This window comes from Achromobacter seleniivolatilans (assembly GCF_030864005.1).
GTDB classification, from domain to species: Bacteria; Pseudomonadota; Gammaproteobacteria; order Burkholderiales; family Burkholderiaceae_B; genus Achromobacter; species Achromobacter seleniivolatilans.
Genome location: NZ_CP132976.1, coordinates 1,057,644 through 1,074,984 on the forward strand (window position 1 = coordinate 1,057,644; position 17,341 = coordinate 1,074,984).

General features: G+C 63.8%; 13 protein-coding genes. 4 read left to right on the top strand and 9 right to left on the bottom strand.

The genetic code is table 11. The annotated features are described in order from the left end of the window. Positions 1-9: 9 nt before the first annotated feature. Both RAS12_RS04670 and RAS12_RS04675 read right to left on the bottom strand, forming a co-directional pair. Positions 10-1,413, bottom strand: a complete 1,404-nt coding sequence (locus RAS12_RS04670; RefSeq protein WP_306945598.1) for a dipeptidase — start codon at positions 1,411-1,413, stop codon at positions 10-12. Positions 1,414-1,473: 60 nt separating this feature from the next. Then, positions 1,474-2,451, bottom strand: a complete 978-nt coding sequence (locus RAS12_RS04675; protein ID WP_306945600.1) for a Bug family tripartite tricarboxylate transporter substrate binding protein — start codon at positions 2,449-2,451, stop codon at positions 1,474-1,476. Positions 2,452-2,584: 133 nt separating this feature from the next. Between RAS12_RS04675 and RAS12_RS04680 the strand changes: the two genes are divergently transcribed. After that, positions 2,585-3,487: a LysR family transcriptional regulator gene (locus tag RAS12_RS04680; protein WP_306945602.1), complete on the top strand. Its 903-nt coding sequence runs from the start codon at positions 2,585-2,587 to the stop codon at positions 3,485-3,487. Positions 3,488-3,496: 9 nt separating this feature from the next. On the opposite strand, the gene RAS12_RS04685 is transcribed toward RAS12_RS04680, so the two are convergent. From RAS12_RS04685 to RAS12_RS04710, 6 genes are read right to left on the bottom strand one after another with little or no spacing between them, the layout of a single operon-like run. After that, a complete protein-coding gene (locus RAS12_RS04685; RefSeq protein WP_306945604.1) occupies positions 3,497-4,483 on the bottom strand; it encodes a tripartite tricarboxylate transporter substrate binding protein in 987 nt (328 codons plus the stop codon). Between the two features lie 60 nt (positions 4,484-4,543). Then, a complete protein-coding gene (locus RAS12_RS04690) occupies positions 4,544-6,475 on the bottom strand; it encodes an acyl-CoA synthetase (RefSeq protein WP_306945606.1) in 1,932 nt (643 codons plus the stop codon). A 17-nt stretch (positions 6,476-6,492) separates the two neighbouring features. Continuing rightward, on the bottom strand, positions 6,493-7,626 hold the full coding sequence (locus RAS12_RS04695; RefSeq protein WP_306945608.1) for an acyl-CoA dehydrogenase family protein: 1,134 nt from the start codon (positions 7,624-7,626) through the stop codon (positions 6,493-6,495). A gap of 9 nt (positions 7,627-7,635) precedes the next feature. After that, complete coding sequence (locus RAS12_RS04700; protein WP_306945610.1) at positions 7,636-8,832, bottom strand: acyl-CoA dehydrogenase family protein; 1,197 nt, start codon at positions 8,830-8,832, stop codon at positions 7,636-7,638. A gap of 8 nt (positions 8,833-8,840) precedes the next feature. Beyond that, positions 8,841-10,022, bottom strand: coding sequence for an acetyl-CoA C-acyltransferase (locus tag RAS12_RS04705; protein WP_306945612.1), 1,182 nt, complete (start codon positions 10,020-10,022; stop codon positions 8,841-8,843). 28 nt (positions 10,023-10,050) lie between these two features. Next, on the bottom strand, positions 10,051-12,171 hold the full coding sequence (locus tag RAS12_RS04710; RefSeq protein WP_306945614.1) for a 3-hydroxyacyl-CoA dehydrogenase NAD-binding domain-containing protein: 2,121 nt from the start codon (positions 12,169-12,171) through the stop codon (positions 10,051-10,053). A gap of 167 nt (positions 12,172-12,338) precedes the next feature. Between RAS12_RS04710 and RAS12_RS04715 the strand changes: the two genes are divergently transcribed. The 3 genes from RAS12_RS04715 (at position 12,339) to RAS12_RS04725 (ending at position 15,875) form a co-directional block, all read left to right on the top strand. Further along, the gene (locus tag RAS12_RS04715; RefSeq protein ID WP_306945616.1) at positions 12,339-13,268 is read left to right on the top strand and encodes a LysR family transcriptional regulator; all 930 of its coding nucleotides are present in this window, start codon (positions 12,339-12,341) and stop codon (positions 13,266-13,268) included. Between the two features lie 68 nt (positions 13,269-13,336). After that, positions 13,337-14,530 carry an AI-2E family transporter gene (locus RAS12_RS04720; protein ID WP_306945618.1) on the top strand — a complete coding sequence of 398 codons (1,194 nt, stop codon included), beginning with the start codon at positions 13,337-13,339 and terminating at the stop codon, positions 14,528-14,530. Positions 14,531-14,549: 19 nt separating this feature from the next. Further along, entirely contained in the window at positions 14,550-15,875 is a 1,326-nt protein-coding gene (locus tag RAS12_RS04725; protein WP_306945620.1) for a cation:proton antiporter, read from the top strand. A gap of 16 nt (positions 15,876-15,891) precedes the next feature. Here the strand turns inward: RAS12_RS04725 and eno are convergent, their stop codons facing one another. Then, positions 15,892-17,181 (bottom strand): phosphopyruvate hydratase, encoded by a 1,290-nt coding sequence (eno, locus tag RAS12_RS04730; RefSeq protein ID WP_306945623.1) that lies wholly within the window; start codon positions 17,179-17,181, stop codon positions 15,892-15,894. Positions 17,182-17,341: the final 160 nt, after the last annotated feature.

Below are 17,341 nucleotides of genomic sequence, written 5' to 3' on the forward strand. Positions count from 1 at the left end.
CTGATGCCGTCAGCCCCTGTGAAAAGAGGATGAGTGGCAGTTGCCCAGTTCGTGCAGCAGGCGTGTCCAGGCTTGCAAACCTTGCGGAATGGATGACAGCCGGAAAAATTCGTTCGGCGCGTGCACGTCTTCATCGGGCAGGTTGTAGCCGAACATCAGCGTGTCGATGCCCAGCGTCTCCTTGAAGACTGATGTGATGGGCACGCTGGCGCCCAGCCGCACGTGTATCGGTTTGCTGTCCGATGACTGTTGCAGCACGGTTTCGGCGGCGGTGACCAGCGGGTGGTCCGGTCGCAGGGTGGCGGCGGGAGAGCCGGTGTTCAGCGCCGTGACCTCCAAGTCGCAACCTGGCGGGCATGCGGCTTGCAAATGGGCCAATACGGAGTGAATGACCTGCGCGGGGTCCTGGCCTTCAACAATGCGCGCCGTCAATTTGGCGGAGGCTTCGCATGGAATGATGGTTTTGGTGCCCGCACCCGTGTACCCGCCCCACATGCCGTTCACGTCCAGGGCAGGGCGCAGTGTGATCCGTTCGCGCGGGCTGTAGCCCGGTTCGCCATGGGAGGCGCCTGCCACGTCCGAAAAGAACGCGGCTTCGTCATACGGAAATGCCGCGGTGTCCGAGCGCTGGCGTGGCGTGGGCGGTTGGGCGCCCGCGTGAAAGCCGTCCACCGCGACGCTGCCATCTTCTCTATGCAGCGACGCAAGCAGCGCCGCCATGTCGTGCAAGGCGTTGCGTACGCCACCGCCGTACCGGCCGGAGTGCAGATCCTTGGCGGCGGTGCGCAGCTTGATTTCCAGCGCGGCGTGGCCGCGTGCGCCGGTGTTGATGGTGGATACGACAGCGCTTGCACGGCCGCCATCGGCCGACAGCACCGCGTCTGCCGTCAGTAGTGAACGGTAGCGCTCGATGAGGGGGCGCAAGGAAGGGCTGCCAGTTTCCTCTTCGCCTTCAATGAACACTTTGATGTTGACCGGGCAGGCCTGAACCGCCGCCAGATAGGCAAACACCACTTCAAGCGCGATGGTGGTCGATCCTTTGACGTCGGACGCGCCGCGAGCATAGAGCCGGTCGCCCACTTGCGTGGGCTCGAACGGCGGTGTGCGCCATAGTTCGAGCGGATCGGCGGGTTGCACGTCGTAATGCCCATAGATCAGCAGCGTTGGCCGGCCGGGCGCGCCGGTCCACTCGCCATATATCGCTGGCTCGCCGCCGCCATCCAGTTCTTGCACTTGGCGCAGGCCCGCACTGCGCAACCGTTCACACAGAAAGCGGCGCGCTTCGGCCATGGAGGGCGCGTAGGCCGGATCGGCGCTGACGCTGGGAATGCGCAAAAAGGTGTTGAGCCAGGCTTCGATTTGCGGCTGGCGTGCGGCCAGGTGATCAAGTACGGGCTGGATGGCGTGGGACATGTAGGTATTCCGGGATGCGTGGGTGGGCCAGGGGCGGGCAGGGGTTGCACTAGGGCGCGCCTATTCCCCGCGGAAGCCGCTTTGCCGGACCAGCTCGGCCAGACTGGCGGTCTGTTCGGTGTAGAAGGCCTCGCCTTCAGCGAGCGACTGCGGCGGGAACAGAATCTTTCCCTGGGCTTCCAGGGTCTTGCGTGCCGCGGGGTCCAGCAGCGACGCTTGCACGGCATCGTGCAGTTTCTGCACGATGTGCGCAGGCGTGCCTTGCTTGACCAGATAGGCGGTCCAGATCGTGTAGTTGAAGTCTTTCAGTCCTGCGCTTTCCTGCACGCTAGGCACGTCTGGCAGCGCCTTCAAGCGTTCACGGTTCAAGGTGCCGATGATCTTCAGACGGCCCTCGCGACGCAGATCTTCGTAGTTGGCCTGGTACGGCATGATGGCGAAATCGATCTGCCCGCCCGCCATATCCGTGATCAGCGGCGCGCCGCCGCGATAGGGAATGTGCGTGAGCTTGATGCCGGTGCGCTGTGCCAAGGCTTCGGTAATCAGATGGATCATCGACCCCGCGCCGCCCGAACCGTAAGTCAGCGGCACGCTGCGCTGGCGCGCCATGGCGATCAAATCGTCGACATTGCCTGCGCCCAAGTCAGCGCGCGTCACCACCACATAAGGCGAGGTGGCAACCGGCGCTACAAACTGGAATTCCTGCGGGCGGTAGGTGACGGCCTTGTTGGTCAGCCCGGCCAGGATCAGCTCGTTGGGCGAACCTTGAAACAGGTAATAGCCATCGGCCTTGGCGCTCAAAACGCGGTTGGCTCCCAGCGCGCCGTTGGCCCCGCCCAGGTTTTCCACCACGACAGGCGCGCCCAAGGACTGCGACATCGACGCCTGTAGCGCCCGGGCCGTAATGTCGCTGGCGGCGCCCGCCGGGTAGGGCACCAGCAAAGATACGGGTTTGGCGGGATAGTTCTGCGCCTGTGAGGCGCCCGCGCCCAGCCCGGTCAACAGGGCGGCGGCGGCAAACATCAGGATTTTTTTCATGGGCATTCCCCTTGTGATCTGAGTGCTGGACCCGATGCTAGAAGCCGCTGTGTCATCTGTCCAATCGATTGATTGGCTGATTACAATGCGTTTTACGCATGATTAATGTCACGTGCGCCCAGGGAACCACACCATGACTTTGCCGCAGCTTGCCCATCTGGTCGCGCTACTTGAAACGGGCTCTTTCACCCGCGCCGCGGAAATGCTGCATTTGTCGCAGCCTGCCTTTAGCCGCAGCATTCAATTGCTTGAGGGCGAGCTTGGCGCATCGCTGGTGGACCGCATCGGTAAGCGCAACGAGCCGACGCCGTTGGGACGTCTGGTCGGGCAGCGGGCGCGCCGGGTCCTGGCCGAAGTCGAGGAAATTCGACGTGAAGCTGAAATGCTGGCCCAGGGCGAAACCGGCGCGATCCGGCTGGGGCTGGGGGCGGCGCCCAGCGCGCTGCTTAGTGTGCCGTTGATGCAGCACTTGATGGATCAGTATCCAAAGCTGCGAGTCAAGCTGTCGCGCGGGCCGACGGAATCCCTGCTGGTCAGCCTGCGCGAGCGCGTGCTGGATGCGCTGGTCGTTCATGTTCGGACGCTGGATAACGACGAAGACCTGGAAGTGGCGCCGATGCCCGCCCTGTCATCGGGTTTTATCTGCCGTCTTGGGCATCCGCTGGCCGGGCAGGCCCAGCCGGCGCTGGCGGACGTGTTGCGCTACCCGATTGTGTCGACAGGCCTAAGCCCCGAGATACGGCGCCGGCTGGCAGGGGCGGCGGCGCCCGGGGGTTTTGACCTGCACATGGAATGCGAGGACATTTCGTATCTGCTCGACATCGTTGAACGCTCAGACGCCTTGTATCTGGGCGTGCTGGCATCGGCGCGCGCATTGACGAAATTGAATCGCCTGCTGCAACTCCCCGCGCCGCAGGACTTCAATGTTCAAGCGCACTTCGCCTTTGTGACCTTGCGTGGCCGCAGCGTCAGCCCGGCCACGCGTATCGCCCGCCAATGTTGCTTTCAGACGATACAGGACGCGGCCGGAGCGTAAAGACAGCGTTCAGTCTTTGGCCATTAATCCCAGAGACTCGATCAGGCCCTTTTCCTTGATGTAGGTGGCCTGCGCCCAGGCTTGGTAGTCCTGACTGTTGCGGTAGGCCGGTTCCTGATTCAGCTGCTTCATGGTGTCCATGCTGGCCGGATCGAACAAGGCCTTTTTGAACGCGTCATGCAGCGTCTTTACGACTGCGGGGTCCATGCCTTTGGGGCCTGCCAGACCATAGGGCGACGTGGACACGACCTTGTAGCCCAGCTCCTGCGCAGTGGGCACGTCGGGCCAGCGCGTCGTGCGCTTTTCGCCGAATGTGACCAGCAGGCGCATCTTGCCGGAATCCACAAACTGATCCCAACCGGTGGCGTCGCTTTGCGCCATGACGTGGCCGCCCAGCAGCGCCTGCTGCATGTCCGCATTGCCCTTGAATGGCACGTGGTTCAGTTTCACCTTCGCATTGATGGCAATCTCTTCGATCAGCAGGTGCGGCGATGAGCCGATGCCGGTGGAGCCGTAGTCGATGGTGCCCGGCGCCTTGCGCGCGGCCTCGATGTATTCGTTGAAGGTTTTGTACGGCGAGTCGGAACGGACCGTGAAGCCGAAGGTGTAGCCCGATAGCCCGATGATGAAACTGAAGTCTTTGATGGGGTCCCAGCTGCTTTTCTGCATGTAAGGCATGCGCAGCATGGCCAGCGTGTACAGGCTGATCGTGTAACCGTCCGGCTTTGCGGTTCTGGCCATGGTGGCGGTGCCCAAGGTGCCACCCGCGCCCGGCCGGTTTTCCACGATGACGGGCTGGCCCAGGTATTTGGAGGCGTCCTGCGCCACGATACGCATGTGACGATCGGTAGAGCCGCCTGCCGGGAACGGCACGATCAGCGTGATGGGTTTGGTCGGAAAGGCGTTTTGGGCGCTTGCAGTGAACGGCAGCGCAATGCCTGCCGTGGCGAACAGCAGGGCGCCCAGGCAGGCGCGGCGCAGAGGCATCTTGGCCATGGGGTTTGTCTCCAGATGGTGGTGTTGTGGTTTGTTATGGGTCTTCTTACAGCCAGCGGCTCAGTCGCGTAGCGCGACCTTGACCGGCAGGCGCGCCAGCGCTTCGCGCATGCGGTCCTTAAGCGCCACTGGCACACCGGCGACCGCTTCTACGGCGACATCCGGTTGCGCATCGGCCAGCACGCGAAAGAGTGTTGCGTCTTCCGCAATGCCAGCGTCTTGCAGGGTGTGCGCCACCACGGCCTGGACCGACACAGCGGTCGCCAGACGGCGCAAATCGGGTTTGTAGATCTTGCCCACGTTGGTCATGGGCATGCTGTCCAGCACAATCACGCGCTTGGGCCGCGCGGGTCCTTCGTCCACATGGGCGGCGGCGTAGGCGACGAGTTCGGCCTCGGTGGCTTGGGCGCCTTCTGTCAGCGTGACAAAGGCTACCGGCAACTCGCCTGCATACGCATCGGGCGCGCCGACGGCGGCGCAGAGCTGCACGGCCGGATGCGTGGCCAGCGCGTCTTCGATGGTCTTGGGGTCAATGTTGTGGCCGCCGCGGATGATCAGATCCTTGGCGCGGCCTTGCAGGTGGAGCCTGCCGGCGGCGTCCAGAAAACCCACGTCGCCGCTGATCAGCCAGCCGTCTTCGGTGAAGGCGCGCGCGGTGTCCTCGGGGTCTAGAAAACCAGGGATGACGTTGGGCGCTTTGAACAGCACCATACCTGCCGTGCCGGCAGGCAGGTCGCGCGCCGCCTGGCCCAAGGGGATGTCCAGCCCCACAATGCGCACCTGCACATAAGGGAGCGGGAAGCCGACACAGTTCACCGGGAACTCGGCCCCGGGGGGCGAGATGGATGAGATACCCGCCATTTCCGTCATGCCCAGGCTTTCGTTGACGTGCAGACCGAACAGGCGCTTGAAGCGTGCCGCAAGCTCTGCGGGTAGCGGCGCGGCGCCCGTGCGGCAATAGCGCAGTGATGAAATGTCTGCGCCCGCCAGCGGGGTATCCGCGAGTGCCGCCAGAATGGTGGGCACGCCTTGCAACGAAGTCGCCCGATGCTTTTCTACCAGCCGCCAATAGTTACGCAGCACGTCGCGGTTGCGCAGCAGCAGGGTGGTCGGGATGACGGTTTCTACACCAGCCGACAATGCCGCCAACGATGCGGGCAGCACACCGGCCACGTGGAACAAGGGGTAGCCATTGATCACCACGTCGCCCGGGCCGGCGTTTTGCAGCTGCACCGCCGCCCACGCCGAGAAGACCTGATTGGCATGAGTGTGTATGGCCAGCTTGGGGGCGCCCGTGGTGCCGCCAGTGTGGAAGTACGCGGCGATGTCATCGGCGCGAATGACGCGCTCGCTGATCAAGCGGTCGTCAGGCTGGGCGCAGCGGTTGGCGTTGAAGTCCAGCGCGTAGTCGGGCAGGGCGGGGCGGTCCGATAGCGCTTCGTCCAGCGGCGCCACGCGCAACAGAGTGTGCAAGCTGGACACGCGCTCGCGCAGGCGCAATGCCTTGGACCACGTGCCGCATTCGGCGTCCGAGCCATAGGCGATCAACACCTTGGCGCCTGCCGCTGTCATCAACGACGCCAGCTTGTCTTCGGACAACAAGGGGTTCAGCGGTTGCACGATGCCTGCCGCCTCGCCGCCCCACAGGGCCAGGTGATATTCCAGGCAGCCGGGCAGCAACACGCCCACGGCGTCACCGCGGCGCACGCCCAGGTCGTGCAGCAGATTGGCGGTTTGGTGGATGCCAGCCAGCAGTTCGCGGTAACTCCACCGCACCGGCTCGTCATCCGGGTTGGCCGTGCGCAGAAAGGTCAGCGCCGTCTTGTCGCCAAAGGCAGCGGCTGAGTTGCGGAAGATCTCGTACGTGCTCTGCACCGTCAGCGTTTCGGCCAGCGGGCGGGCTTGCAGCCGTTGCACGTCGGCTGCGCTGCGCACGGGGTAGGGCGCGGAAAATGGCGGAGATTGGGGCGGGGGAAAATAGACCGGCGTCATGTCCGTGATCCTTCTGTTCAAGCTTGCCCCAGCGCAATATAGCGGCGCAGGTGGTGGTCTTCGTCGCCCAGTTGGTGATCGATCATGACCAGGCGCTTGGCGTAATGCGCCAATGGCAATTCCCAGGTCATGCCGATACCGCCGTGCAACTGGATGCTTTCTTCGGCCACCAGCGTGCCAATACGCCCGATGGTGAATTTGGCGGCGGACAGCGCGCGTTCGCGTATGGCGCGGTCAGGATGGTCCACGGCGGCGGCGGCGTTGATGACGGCCGAACGCGCTTGTTCGATCTCTAGCAGCACATCGGCCATGCGATGTTGCAGCGCTTGAAAGCTGCCGATAGGCGTGCCGAATTGCCGCCGGGTGCGCAGATATTCCAAGGTGGCGTCGCGGGCGCAGTCCATGGCGCCCACGGCTTCCGCGCACAAGGCCAGAATGCCGCGGCCGGTGGCGCGTTCCAGCAGGGCATAACCCTCGCCCGCAGGTCCCAACAAGCTTTCTGGGCCGAGTTTGACGTTGCTGAAGGTCAGTTCGGCTGCGCGGCCGCCGTCGATCAGGCCGTAGCCGCGTGCCGACAAGCCGGGCGAGTCTGCGCTGACCAGGAACAGGCTGATCCCCGCCTCGCTGTCATCCGCGCCCGCCGTGCGCGCCGATACCAGCAACAGGTCTGCGTGTTCGCCAGCCGATACGACGGCTTTGGCGCCATTGAGCACCCAGCCGTCGGCAGTGCCTTCGGCGCGAGTGCGCACGTGGGCCAGGTCGTAGCCGGATTCGGGTTCGGCGTAGGCCAGCGCGGCGGTGATGGCGCCCGCGATCAGCCCGTCCAGCGCTTCGCGTTGGGCCGGTGTGCCAGCGGCGGCTATTGCGCTGCCGACCATCAAGGCGTCCAAAAAGGGTTCGACGACCAGACCACGGCCCAGCGCTTCAAAGACGATCGAAATATCAAATCCTGCGCCGCCCAGGCCCCCATCCGCTTCCGCAAACAGCGCGCCGATGGCGCCGAGTTCTGCGTACCGGCGCCAGAAATCCACGCTGTAGCCTTGTGGCGACTGCGCGTGGCGCTCGCGGGTGGCAAAGCCGTATTGTTCGCTGACAAAGCGGCGCAGCATGTCGGACAGCATGCGCCGGTCTTCGGTGTGTTCAAAGTTCATGGCCGGCCCTCACAGTCCCAGGATCATCTTCGAGATGATGTTCTTCTGAATTTCGTTGGAGCCGCCAAAGATCGACAGCTTGCGGTTGTTGAAGTACTGCGCCGCCGCGCTTTCAGCGCCTTCCGGGCCGATGGGCGGAGCGTCGTAACCGTCGTGCAGGGCTTCTGGCACGAAAGGCCGCGCGTAGGGCCCCATGGCGCGGCGGTTCAAAGCGGTGATTTCCTGACGGATCTGCGTGCCGCGAATTTTCAGCATTGAGCTTTCGGCGCCCGGCGCGCCGCCACCGGCCACGGCGGCGACCACGCGCAGATTGGTGGTGCGCATATTGGCCAGTTCGATTTCAACGCGCGCCAGCCGTGCCGCGAAATCGGGGTCTTCGGTGAGCGGGCGGCCATTCTTTTTTTGGCGTGACGCCACGGTCTTCAAGCGCGCAAGCGCAGCCGTGGATTGGCCCACGCCCGCGATGTTGGTGCGCTCGTAGGTCAGCAGATATTTGGCGCAGGTCCAGCCGCGGTTTTCTTCGCCCACCAGGTTTGCCACCGGCACGCGCACATCCGAGAAGAACACTTCATTGACTTCGTGTTCGCCATCCAGCGTGATGATGGGGCGCACTTCGATGCCGGGGCTGTTCATGTCGATCAGCAGGAAGCTGATGCCTTCCTGGCGCCTGCCTTCCTGCGAGGTCCGCACCAGGCAGAAGATCATGTTGGCGTACTGGCCCAGCGTGGTCCAGGTCTTCTGGCCGTTGACGATGTAGCTGTCGCCATCGCGCACGGCCGTGGTTTTGACCGCAGCCAGATCGGAACCCGCGCCCGGTTCGGAATACCCCTGGCACCACCAGTCCGATCCGTCCAGAATGCGCGGCAACCAATGACGGCGCTGCGCTTCGTTGCCGTATTTGATCAGCACCGGGCCCAGCATGCTCAGGCCAAATGGCACGATACGCGGGGCGGCGGCCAGCGCGCATTCATTGTCAAAAATGAACTTCTGCGTGGCGCTCCAGCCTGTGCCGCCGTATTCCTCGGGCCAGTGGCTGGCCAGCCAGCCTTGCTGATTAAGAATGGCGTGCCACTCGGTCATGTCGGCGCGGGTCAGCAGCTTGCCTTGAATGACCTTGGCGGACAGGCGCTCGGGCAGCTTGGCCGCCAGAAAGGCGCGTACGTCGTCGCGAAAGGCGTTTTCTTCAGGGGTGAATTCCAGGTCCATGTCGGTCCTTAGTAAATTTCAAACAGGCCGGCAGCGCCCATTCCGCCGCCCACGCACATCGTGACCACGGCATAGCGGGCGCCACGGCGGCGGCCTTCGATCAGTACATGCCCAGCCAGGCGCGCGCCCGTGACGCCAAACGGATGGCCCAGCGCAATAGCGCCGCCGTCCACGTTCAGGCGGTCCATAGGGATGCCCAGTTTTTCCTGGCAATACAGGGCTTGCGAAGCAAAGGCCTCGTTGAGTTCCCACAGGTCAATGTCTTGCACTTTCAAGCCGTGGCGCGCCAAGAGCTTGGGCACGGCATAGACGGGGCCAATGCCCATCTCATCGGGTTCGCACCCGGCAATCGCCAGGCCGCGGAATGCGCCCAGCGGACGGATACCGGCGCGCTGGGCTTCGGACGCTTCCATCAACACGCAAGCTGCGGCGCCGTCGGACAGTTGCGACGCATTGCCGGCCGTCACGAATTGCCCTGGGCCACGCACGGGCGCCAGTCCGGCCAGCGCTTCATAGGTGGTGCCAGGGCGGTTGCAGGTGTCTTTGTCGACCGTGACTTCGCGTTCAGTGACGGCGCCTGTGGCGCGGTCCGTGACGGACATGGTGGTGGTGACGGCAATGATCTCTTCACGGTAGCGGCCGGCGGCTTGAGCGGCCTCGGTGCGTGCCTGGCTTTGCGCAGCAAAACGGTCCTGGGCTTCGCGGCTGATGCCGTAGCGGGCGGCCACGATATCGGCGGTCTCGATCATGGGCAGGTACAGCTCGGGCTTGTTGGCCAGAATCCAGGGGTCCATGCCGCTGACGCCGTCGTCGCGGGTTCGAATTTGCGACACCAACTCAACGCCGCCTGCGATCACGGCGGGCGCGCCGTCCATCACGATTCGGCTGGCGGCCGACGCAATGGCTTGCAGGCCGGATGCGCAGTAGCGGTTGACGGTTGCGCCGCCCACGCTGACAGGCAGGCCAGCGCGGATGACGGCCTGGCGACCAATGTTGCGGCCCGTGGCGCCCTCGGGATAACCGCAGCCGATAAAGGCGTCTTCGATCAGCGCCGGGTCTAGCCCGGCGCGGTCGACAGCGGCGCGCACGGCGTGGGCGGCCAGCGTCGGCCCGGCGATCAGGTTGAACTCGCCGCGTCCGGCTTTGGTGATGGGGGTGCGGGCGGTGGAAACAATTACGGCTTCACGCATGATGGATTCCTGTCAAAGAGGGGGCGGATCAGGCCGCGTTCAGGCTGGCGAAATTGCGGCCGGATTCAACCAGTTGCACCAGCAGCGGCGATGGTTTCCAGAACGCCGGGTCTTCTTTGGCGCAGGCGCGGATATCGGCCAGTACGCTGCCCAGGCCGACGCTGTCGGCGTAGTGCATCGGCCCGCCGTGATAGCGCGGAAAGCCGTAGCCGGACAGGAACACAACGTCCACATCAGATGGCCGCAACGCAATGCCTTGATGCAGCACATTGGCGGCTTCGTTGATCATCGCGGCCAGATAGCGGCGTTGAATGTCTTCCTGCGTGAATGCGCGCGGTGTGACGCGCGCACGGGTGCGCTCGTCGTCAATGATGGCCAGCACTTCCGGGTCTTGGGTCCCAAGCCGCGCTCCATCGGGGTACAGATAAAAACCACGGCCGGTCTTTTGTCCAAACCATCCGCGCTCGCACAAGCAGTCGGGAATCTGCACATAGCGCACGGCGGGGTCGCGGGTGGCGGCGCGGCGCTTGCGCGTGGCCCAGCCGATATCCCCGCCAGCCAGGTCCGCCATTTGGTACGGCCCCATGGGGTAGCCGAAGCCGCGCACGGCCGCGTCGATGTCATAGGGCGATGCGCCGTCTTCCATCATCATGTCGGCCGCCTGCCGGTGCACGGCCAGGATGCGATTGCCGATGAATCCGTCGCATACCCCGGCGCGTACGGCAGTCTTGCGCAGCCGGCGCGCCAGTTCGAAACCTGTTGCCACCGTGTCAGGCGCGGTGTGCGCGCCCACCACCACTTCCAGCAGCTTCATGATGTTGGCGGGCGAGAAAAAGTGCAGGCCCAATACATCCGCAGGCCCGCGCGTGGCGGTGGCGATGCGGTCCACATCCAGGTAAGACGTGTTGGTGGCCAGCACCGCGCCGGGCTTGGCGACCCGGTCCAGCTGCGCAAACACGCCCAGTTTCACGTCCATGTCCTCAAACACGGCTTCGATGATCAGGTCGGCATTGTCCAGCGCGTCGTAGCTGGTGGCGCCGGTAAAGCGCGCCAGACGCGCATCGCGTTCGTCAGCGCTGATCCGGCCTTTCTTGACCAGCAGGTCATAGACCTGCGTGATACGGGCGCGTCCGCGTTCCAGCGCGGCGTCGTCTTGTTCAACCATCACCACAGGCAGCCCGGCGTCCAGCACCGACACGGCGATGCCCGCGCCCATGGTGCCGCCGCCAACCACGCCCACGCTGTCCAGCCGGCGGGCTTTGCCTTCTTTCAGTTCGGGAATTTTGGTGGTCTCGCGTTCTGCGAAAAAAGCATGTACCAGCCCGGCCCGTTGGGGGCTGTCCAGACATTGCAGAAACAGGGCGCGCTCGGTGCGCAGCCCCTCATCAAAGGGTTGTTCGATGGCGGCACGCACTGCCTCGACAATCTTGGCGGGCGAGTACAGGCCGCGCAAGGTTTTGGCGACGTGTTCGCCAGCGGCGGCGGCCTCGGCCAAGGCGGCGGCGCGGTCGGCCAGCGCCGCGGTCGCATCCCGGCTGCGGCGAGGGGCCGCGCCTTGCGCCAATAACTGCCGGGTATAGGTCAGGCCAGCGCTCAAGGCGTCGCTTCCTTCGCCGATGGTGTCCACCAGGCCCGCTTTCAGCGCGGCGTCGGCGGACAGGTGCTTGCCCGACAACATCAAATCCAGCGCGGCTGCCGCGCCGATCAGACGCGGCGTGCGTTGTGTGCCGCCCGCGCCGGGCAGCAGGCCCAGATTGACTTCGGGCAGCCCCAGCTTGGCGCTGGCCAGCGCGATGCGATAGTGCGCGGCCAGGGCAATTTCCAGTCCACCGCCCAGGGCCGCGCCGTGCAGCACGGCCACCACAGGCTTCTGGCTGGCTTCAATCTGGTTGCAGACGTCGGGCAGGATCGGCGCCTTGGGCGGTTTGCCGAATTCGCGGATATCCGCGCCTGCGATGAAATTCTTGCCGGCGCCCACCAGCAGAATGGCGCGCACGAGTGGATCGGACTGCGCGGCATCAACAGCGGCGGACAGATCGCGGCGCACGTCGGCGCTCAGTGCATTGACGGGAGGGTGGTCGATGGTGATGACCAGAATATCTTCGTCGCGGCGCGCGTGGGCAGCGCCGGCGTTGGTGTGGTCCGTCATGGAACGTTGTCTCCGGTTGGGCGTCCGCGTGGGCGGCGCCTGGCAAGCCAGGAACGGCTCGTCTGCTTATTGCTTTATTCTTTCCTAGTAAAGATGTCTTGACAATGGCATCAGGAATTGACATTGCGGTAAATAAAATTTGACAATGCCGTCGGAGGAGAGCCGATATGGATACCAAGTCCCTGACGATGCTGGTCGAGATCCTGGACGCAGGCAATTTGAGCGAGGCCGCGCGGCGGCTGAAGATGACGCGCGCCAACGTCAGCTACCACCTGAGTCAGCTGGAACGTTCGGTGGGCATGCAACTGGTGCGCCGCACGACCCGCCATGTTGAACCCACGGAGATCGGGCTGAAGCTGTATCAACATGGGCGCAGCATTCAGGACGAGCTGGTGGCCGCCCGGGAGTCGGTCGACTCCCTGGGCAAAACGCCGCAGGGCAAGGTGCGGTTGAGCGTGCCAAGCGGCTACGGGCAGTTCGTGATGACGCCGTGGCTGCTGGAATTCAAGCAGGCCTACCCGGATATCGTGCTGGATGTGCTGTTTGAGAACAGCGTGGACGATCTGCTGCGCGATGAAGTGGATATCGCGGTGCGCATCATGTCCGACCCGCCGCAGAATCTGGTGGCGCGCGAGTTGGGCCAGGTGGGTTATGTAGCATGCGCATCAAGAGACTACGCCGAGCGCCGGGGTTTGCCCTTGCGTCCCGAAGACCTGACCCAAACACCGGTCATCAGCGCCGCCGTGATTGGCCGGCCGCTGCGGCTGTCCGCTTATTACGGGGGGCAGCCGCGCCAGCATGTGGTCTTGCAACCCACCGTCATCTCGCGCAATTATGCGTTCCTGCGCGATGCGATCCGCGCCGGGCTGGGCGTGGGGGTGGTGCCCGACTATGTCGTGCATGACGACATTGCGCGCGGCGAGCTGCTGCCGGCGCTGACCGAGTGGCGCTTGAGCATCTTCGGTCGCGGCATGTACATGCTGTATATGCCCAATAGGCATCATCCCAGAGCGATATCAATGCTGATCGAGTTCATTCTGGAACGCGCCCAGCGTCAGCACGATGGCCAGGCTGGACTGCTGGCTGTGGGCGGTTAAAGGGCATCTGAACATTCAGGCACGACACTTGCTGACCGCATTCAAAAATTGAATGTCTGGGGGGCAGCATGGAAAGCGCGACACCGGCGGTCACGACGCCAGAAGAAAATCAGGCTACGTCGGTTGGGGCAGCGCCGCCGGAAGAAAAGGTCACCGTTCAGGATGCCGGTTTAATCCCTGAACCCGCGCCTGACGTGCCCTATGTGTGGGCGCGCGGCGCCTGCCTGACCACGCTGACAGTGTTGGCCGTGCTGTTTTCGCTGAAGCTGGCGCAGGAATTTATCGTGCCGGTTGTGATGGCCATTGTTGTGGCCTATGCGCTGGACCCGGCTGTCACCTTGATGGAACGCATCCGCCTGCCGCGCGCAGTCGGCATCCTGATCCTGATGTTTGTTATTGCCGTGGTGGCGGTCGGATTGGCCTATGCGACGCGCGAACAGATCAGCGCCATCGTCCAAGCGCTGCCCGAAATTTCCGGCAAGATATCCCGCACGCTTGGGGGTTTCACCAGCGGCGACGGTTCGTTGGTTGAACGGATCAAGGGCGCGGCCAGCGTGTTTCAAGACAGCGGCGGCGCTGACGCGGGGCGGCAGGTGGTCGTGGCCAAGTCTGATTCGGGCCTGAGCGACTTCCTGTTATGGGGGTCCAAAGGCGTCGCGGCCTTCATCGGGCAAGCGACCATGGGCGTGTTTCTGGTGTTTTTCCTGTTGCTGTCCGGCAATGCCTTCAAGCGCAAGTTCGTGAAAGTCGCGGGCAAGACCTTGTCGCAGAAAAAGATCAGCGTGCACATGCTGGACCAGATCAACAGCTCGATTCACATGTACATGGCGATGATGCTGGTCACCAACGTTGTGCTGGGCGTGCTGTCTTGGATCGTGTTCCGGCTTCTGGGTCTGGAAAACGCAGCCACGTGGGCCATTGTGGCAGGCGCGCTGCACATCATTCCGTACTTTGGCCCGCTGCTGACCGCGGTGGGGACCGGGCTGGCGGCGTTGGTGCAGTTCGGCGAGATCGGACCGGCGCTGGCGGTGGCGGCCAGTTCGGTTGCCATCGCCTTGTTGATCGGCGTGGTGGTGACGACCTGGATGTCTGGCCGCATCGCCAAGATGAATGCCGTGGCTGTGTTCATGCTGCTGCTGTTGTTTACCTGGCTTTGGGGTATTTGGGGGACGCTGCTGTCGGTGCCACTGGCCTTCATTGCGAAGGTGGTGGCCGATCACATAGAAGGACTGGAAGCCGTGTCGGAGTTCCTGGGCGAGTAGGGTCCGGCGGAGGCCGAACGTGAACATCGAGGCAATCTGGTTCTTACTGATAGGCGCGCTGTTCGTCTTGATGGCGCTTGCCAAGCGCTTTATCGACGCGCTGCCAATGACTGGCGCCATGGTGTATCTGGCGGTTGGATTCGTGATCGGACCCGCAGGCTTCGGTCTGATCCGTTTGGACCTGTTTGAAGATCGTCACGTGCTGCGCCTGATTACCGAAGCGGCGCTGCCCATATCGCTGTTTGCCATCGGCATGCACTTGCGGGCGGCTTGCGGCCACCCTTTGTGGCGGCTGCCCCTGCGTCTGGCGGCGCCCGCCATGATGCTGACCATCGGATTGATGACCGCAGTGGGCCACTTTGCGCTGGGCTTGGCGTGGGGACCGTCCGTGTTGCTGGCTGCGGCCTTGGCGCCTACCGACCCGGTGCTGGCCAATGAATTGCGTCCCCGCGAGGCGGGCGATGATGAGCCGCTGCGCTTTGCCCTGTCGGGCGAGGGCGGCGCCAATGACGGCGCGGCGTTTCCCTTTGTGGTGCTGGGCATTGCTCTATGCAACGCCGGGCCGGGCGGACTCGACGCGCCCTGGACGCTGGCGGGCACATTGGTCTGGGGCGTCGCGGTCGCCATTGCCATTGGCTGGCTGATGGGCACTTTTAGCGAACGCCTGTTCGCCACACTGCGCATTCGATATGGCAACGCTCTGGGTTTGGACGAATTCTTGTCGTTGGGGCTGATCGCGCTGTGCTACGGCGCGACGCTGTTGGTGCACGGTTTTGGCTTCCTGGCGGTGTTCTGCGCGGGCGTGGCGCTGCGGCAGCAAGAGCTGCGCGCCACGGGAAACGCCCGCAGCCCTCGGGCGGCCGTGCAAGACGTGACGCCCGCCGACCACGAAGAAAGCTCGCAAGATCCTGAGCTGGCCCACGCCCATCTGGCCGAGTCGATGATGGCCACGTCCGTTGGCCTTGAACGCTTTGTCGAACTGGCGCTGATGCTGATCATCGGCTGTGTTGTGTCGGCGTATTGGCGCGATATGTTGGGCTGGACGCCGCTGATCGCCACCGCCGTCCTTTTCGTGGCCGTCCGCCCCGTGAGCGTCATGCTGGCCCTGGCGGGTTCGGCCACGGACCGCCGCCAGCGATGGCTGGCGGGTTGGCTGGGGATACGGGGCGTCGGAACGTTCTACTACCTGTTGCTGGCAATGGAGCAGGCGCCGCGTGACGTCACGCAATTGCTGGCGCCCGTGCTGCTGGCGGCTATTGCCGGTTCGGTGCTGGCGCATGGGGTATCAGCATCACCGTTGCTGAACTGGTATTACCGCAGCCGGCCGGGTGGCGGGGCATCCTGATGCGTTGCCAGCGGCGTCATCCGGCCTGCTGACTATGGCGCAGCGCGTTATGCCCTGCATACACTGCCGCGCTGCCCAGTTCGCGTTCAATACGCAGCAGCCGGTTGTATTTGGCGGTGCGGTCGGCTCGCGACAGCGATCCGGTCTTGATCATTCCGCAATTGGCCGCCACCGCCAGATCGGCGATGCTGGTGTCTTCCGTTTCCCCCGAGCGATGCGACATGACCACGCCATAACTCGCGCCACGCGCCATGCGCAGCACGCGCAGGGTTTCGCTGACGGTGCCGATCTGGTTGACCTTGACCAGGATGGCGTTGGCAATGTCTTGGGCGATGCCGGCTTCAAATAGATCTGGATTGGTGCAGAACACATCGTCGCCAACGAGTTGGCAGGACTTGCCCAGGCGGGTTCCCAAGGTCTGCCAGCCCGTGTGATCGTCTTCGGCCATGCCATCTTCGATCGACACGATAGGATAGGCGCGCGCAAGTTCCGCCAGATACTCCACCTGTTGTCCGGCGCTGCGCAACAAGCCCTCGCCTTGATAGCGGTAGCCCTGATCCGTATGGAATTCGCTTGCGGCCGGGTCCAGCGCCAGCGCAATGTCCGCCCCTGGCCGCAAGCCGGTTTGCTCGATGGCCGCCATGATGAAGTCCAAGGCTTCAGGCGCGGTGCGCAGTACAGGCGCAAAGCCGCCTTCGTCGCCGACGTTGACACTGTGACCAGCGGCTAGCAGTGCGCCGCGCAGCGTGTGAAAGACTTCCGCGCCCATGCGGATGGCTTCGGCAAAAGAGTCTGCGCCTACGGGCAGGATCATGAATTCCTGGAAATCCAGCGGATTGTCGGCATGCGCGCCGCCGTTGATGATGTTGATCATGGGCACCGGCAGCACCTGGGCCTGCACGCCGCCCAGATGCTGCCACAGGGGCAGGCGGCGGCTGGCGGCAGCGGCATGCGCCACGGCCAGCGACACGCCGAGCATGGCATTGGCGCCCAGCCGGCTTTTGTATTGGGTGCCGTCCAGATCAATCATGGTTTGATCGATCAAGGCTTGCTGGTCAGCGCCCAGCCCCAAGAGTGCGTCACGCAGTTCGTTATTGACGGCGCTCACCGCGCCCAGCACGCCTTTGCCCAAGTACCGCTTCAGATCTCCATCGCGCCGCTCCAGCGCTTCATGGCGTCCGGTCGATGCGCCCGATGGCACCAAGGCCAGTCCGCGTGCGCCGCCTTCTACATGGACTTCCACCTCAACGGTCGGGTTGCCGCGGCTGTCCAGCGCTTCATGTGCGGCGATGCCGATAATGTTCATGGGTACAGCTCCTGATGGTCAGATTTTTGAAATATTGAAATTCGGCTTTGAACGGGACTTTCAACGCCGGTCTGTCATTTATCCTGCGGTATAGCGAAGCCATCCTATAAAATCGGATCGGCTCGGAAAATGCAGTTTTTCTGGTTAATCGTCAGGTTTT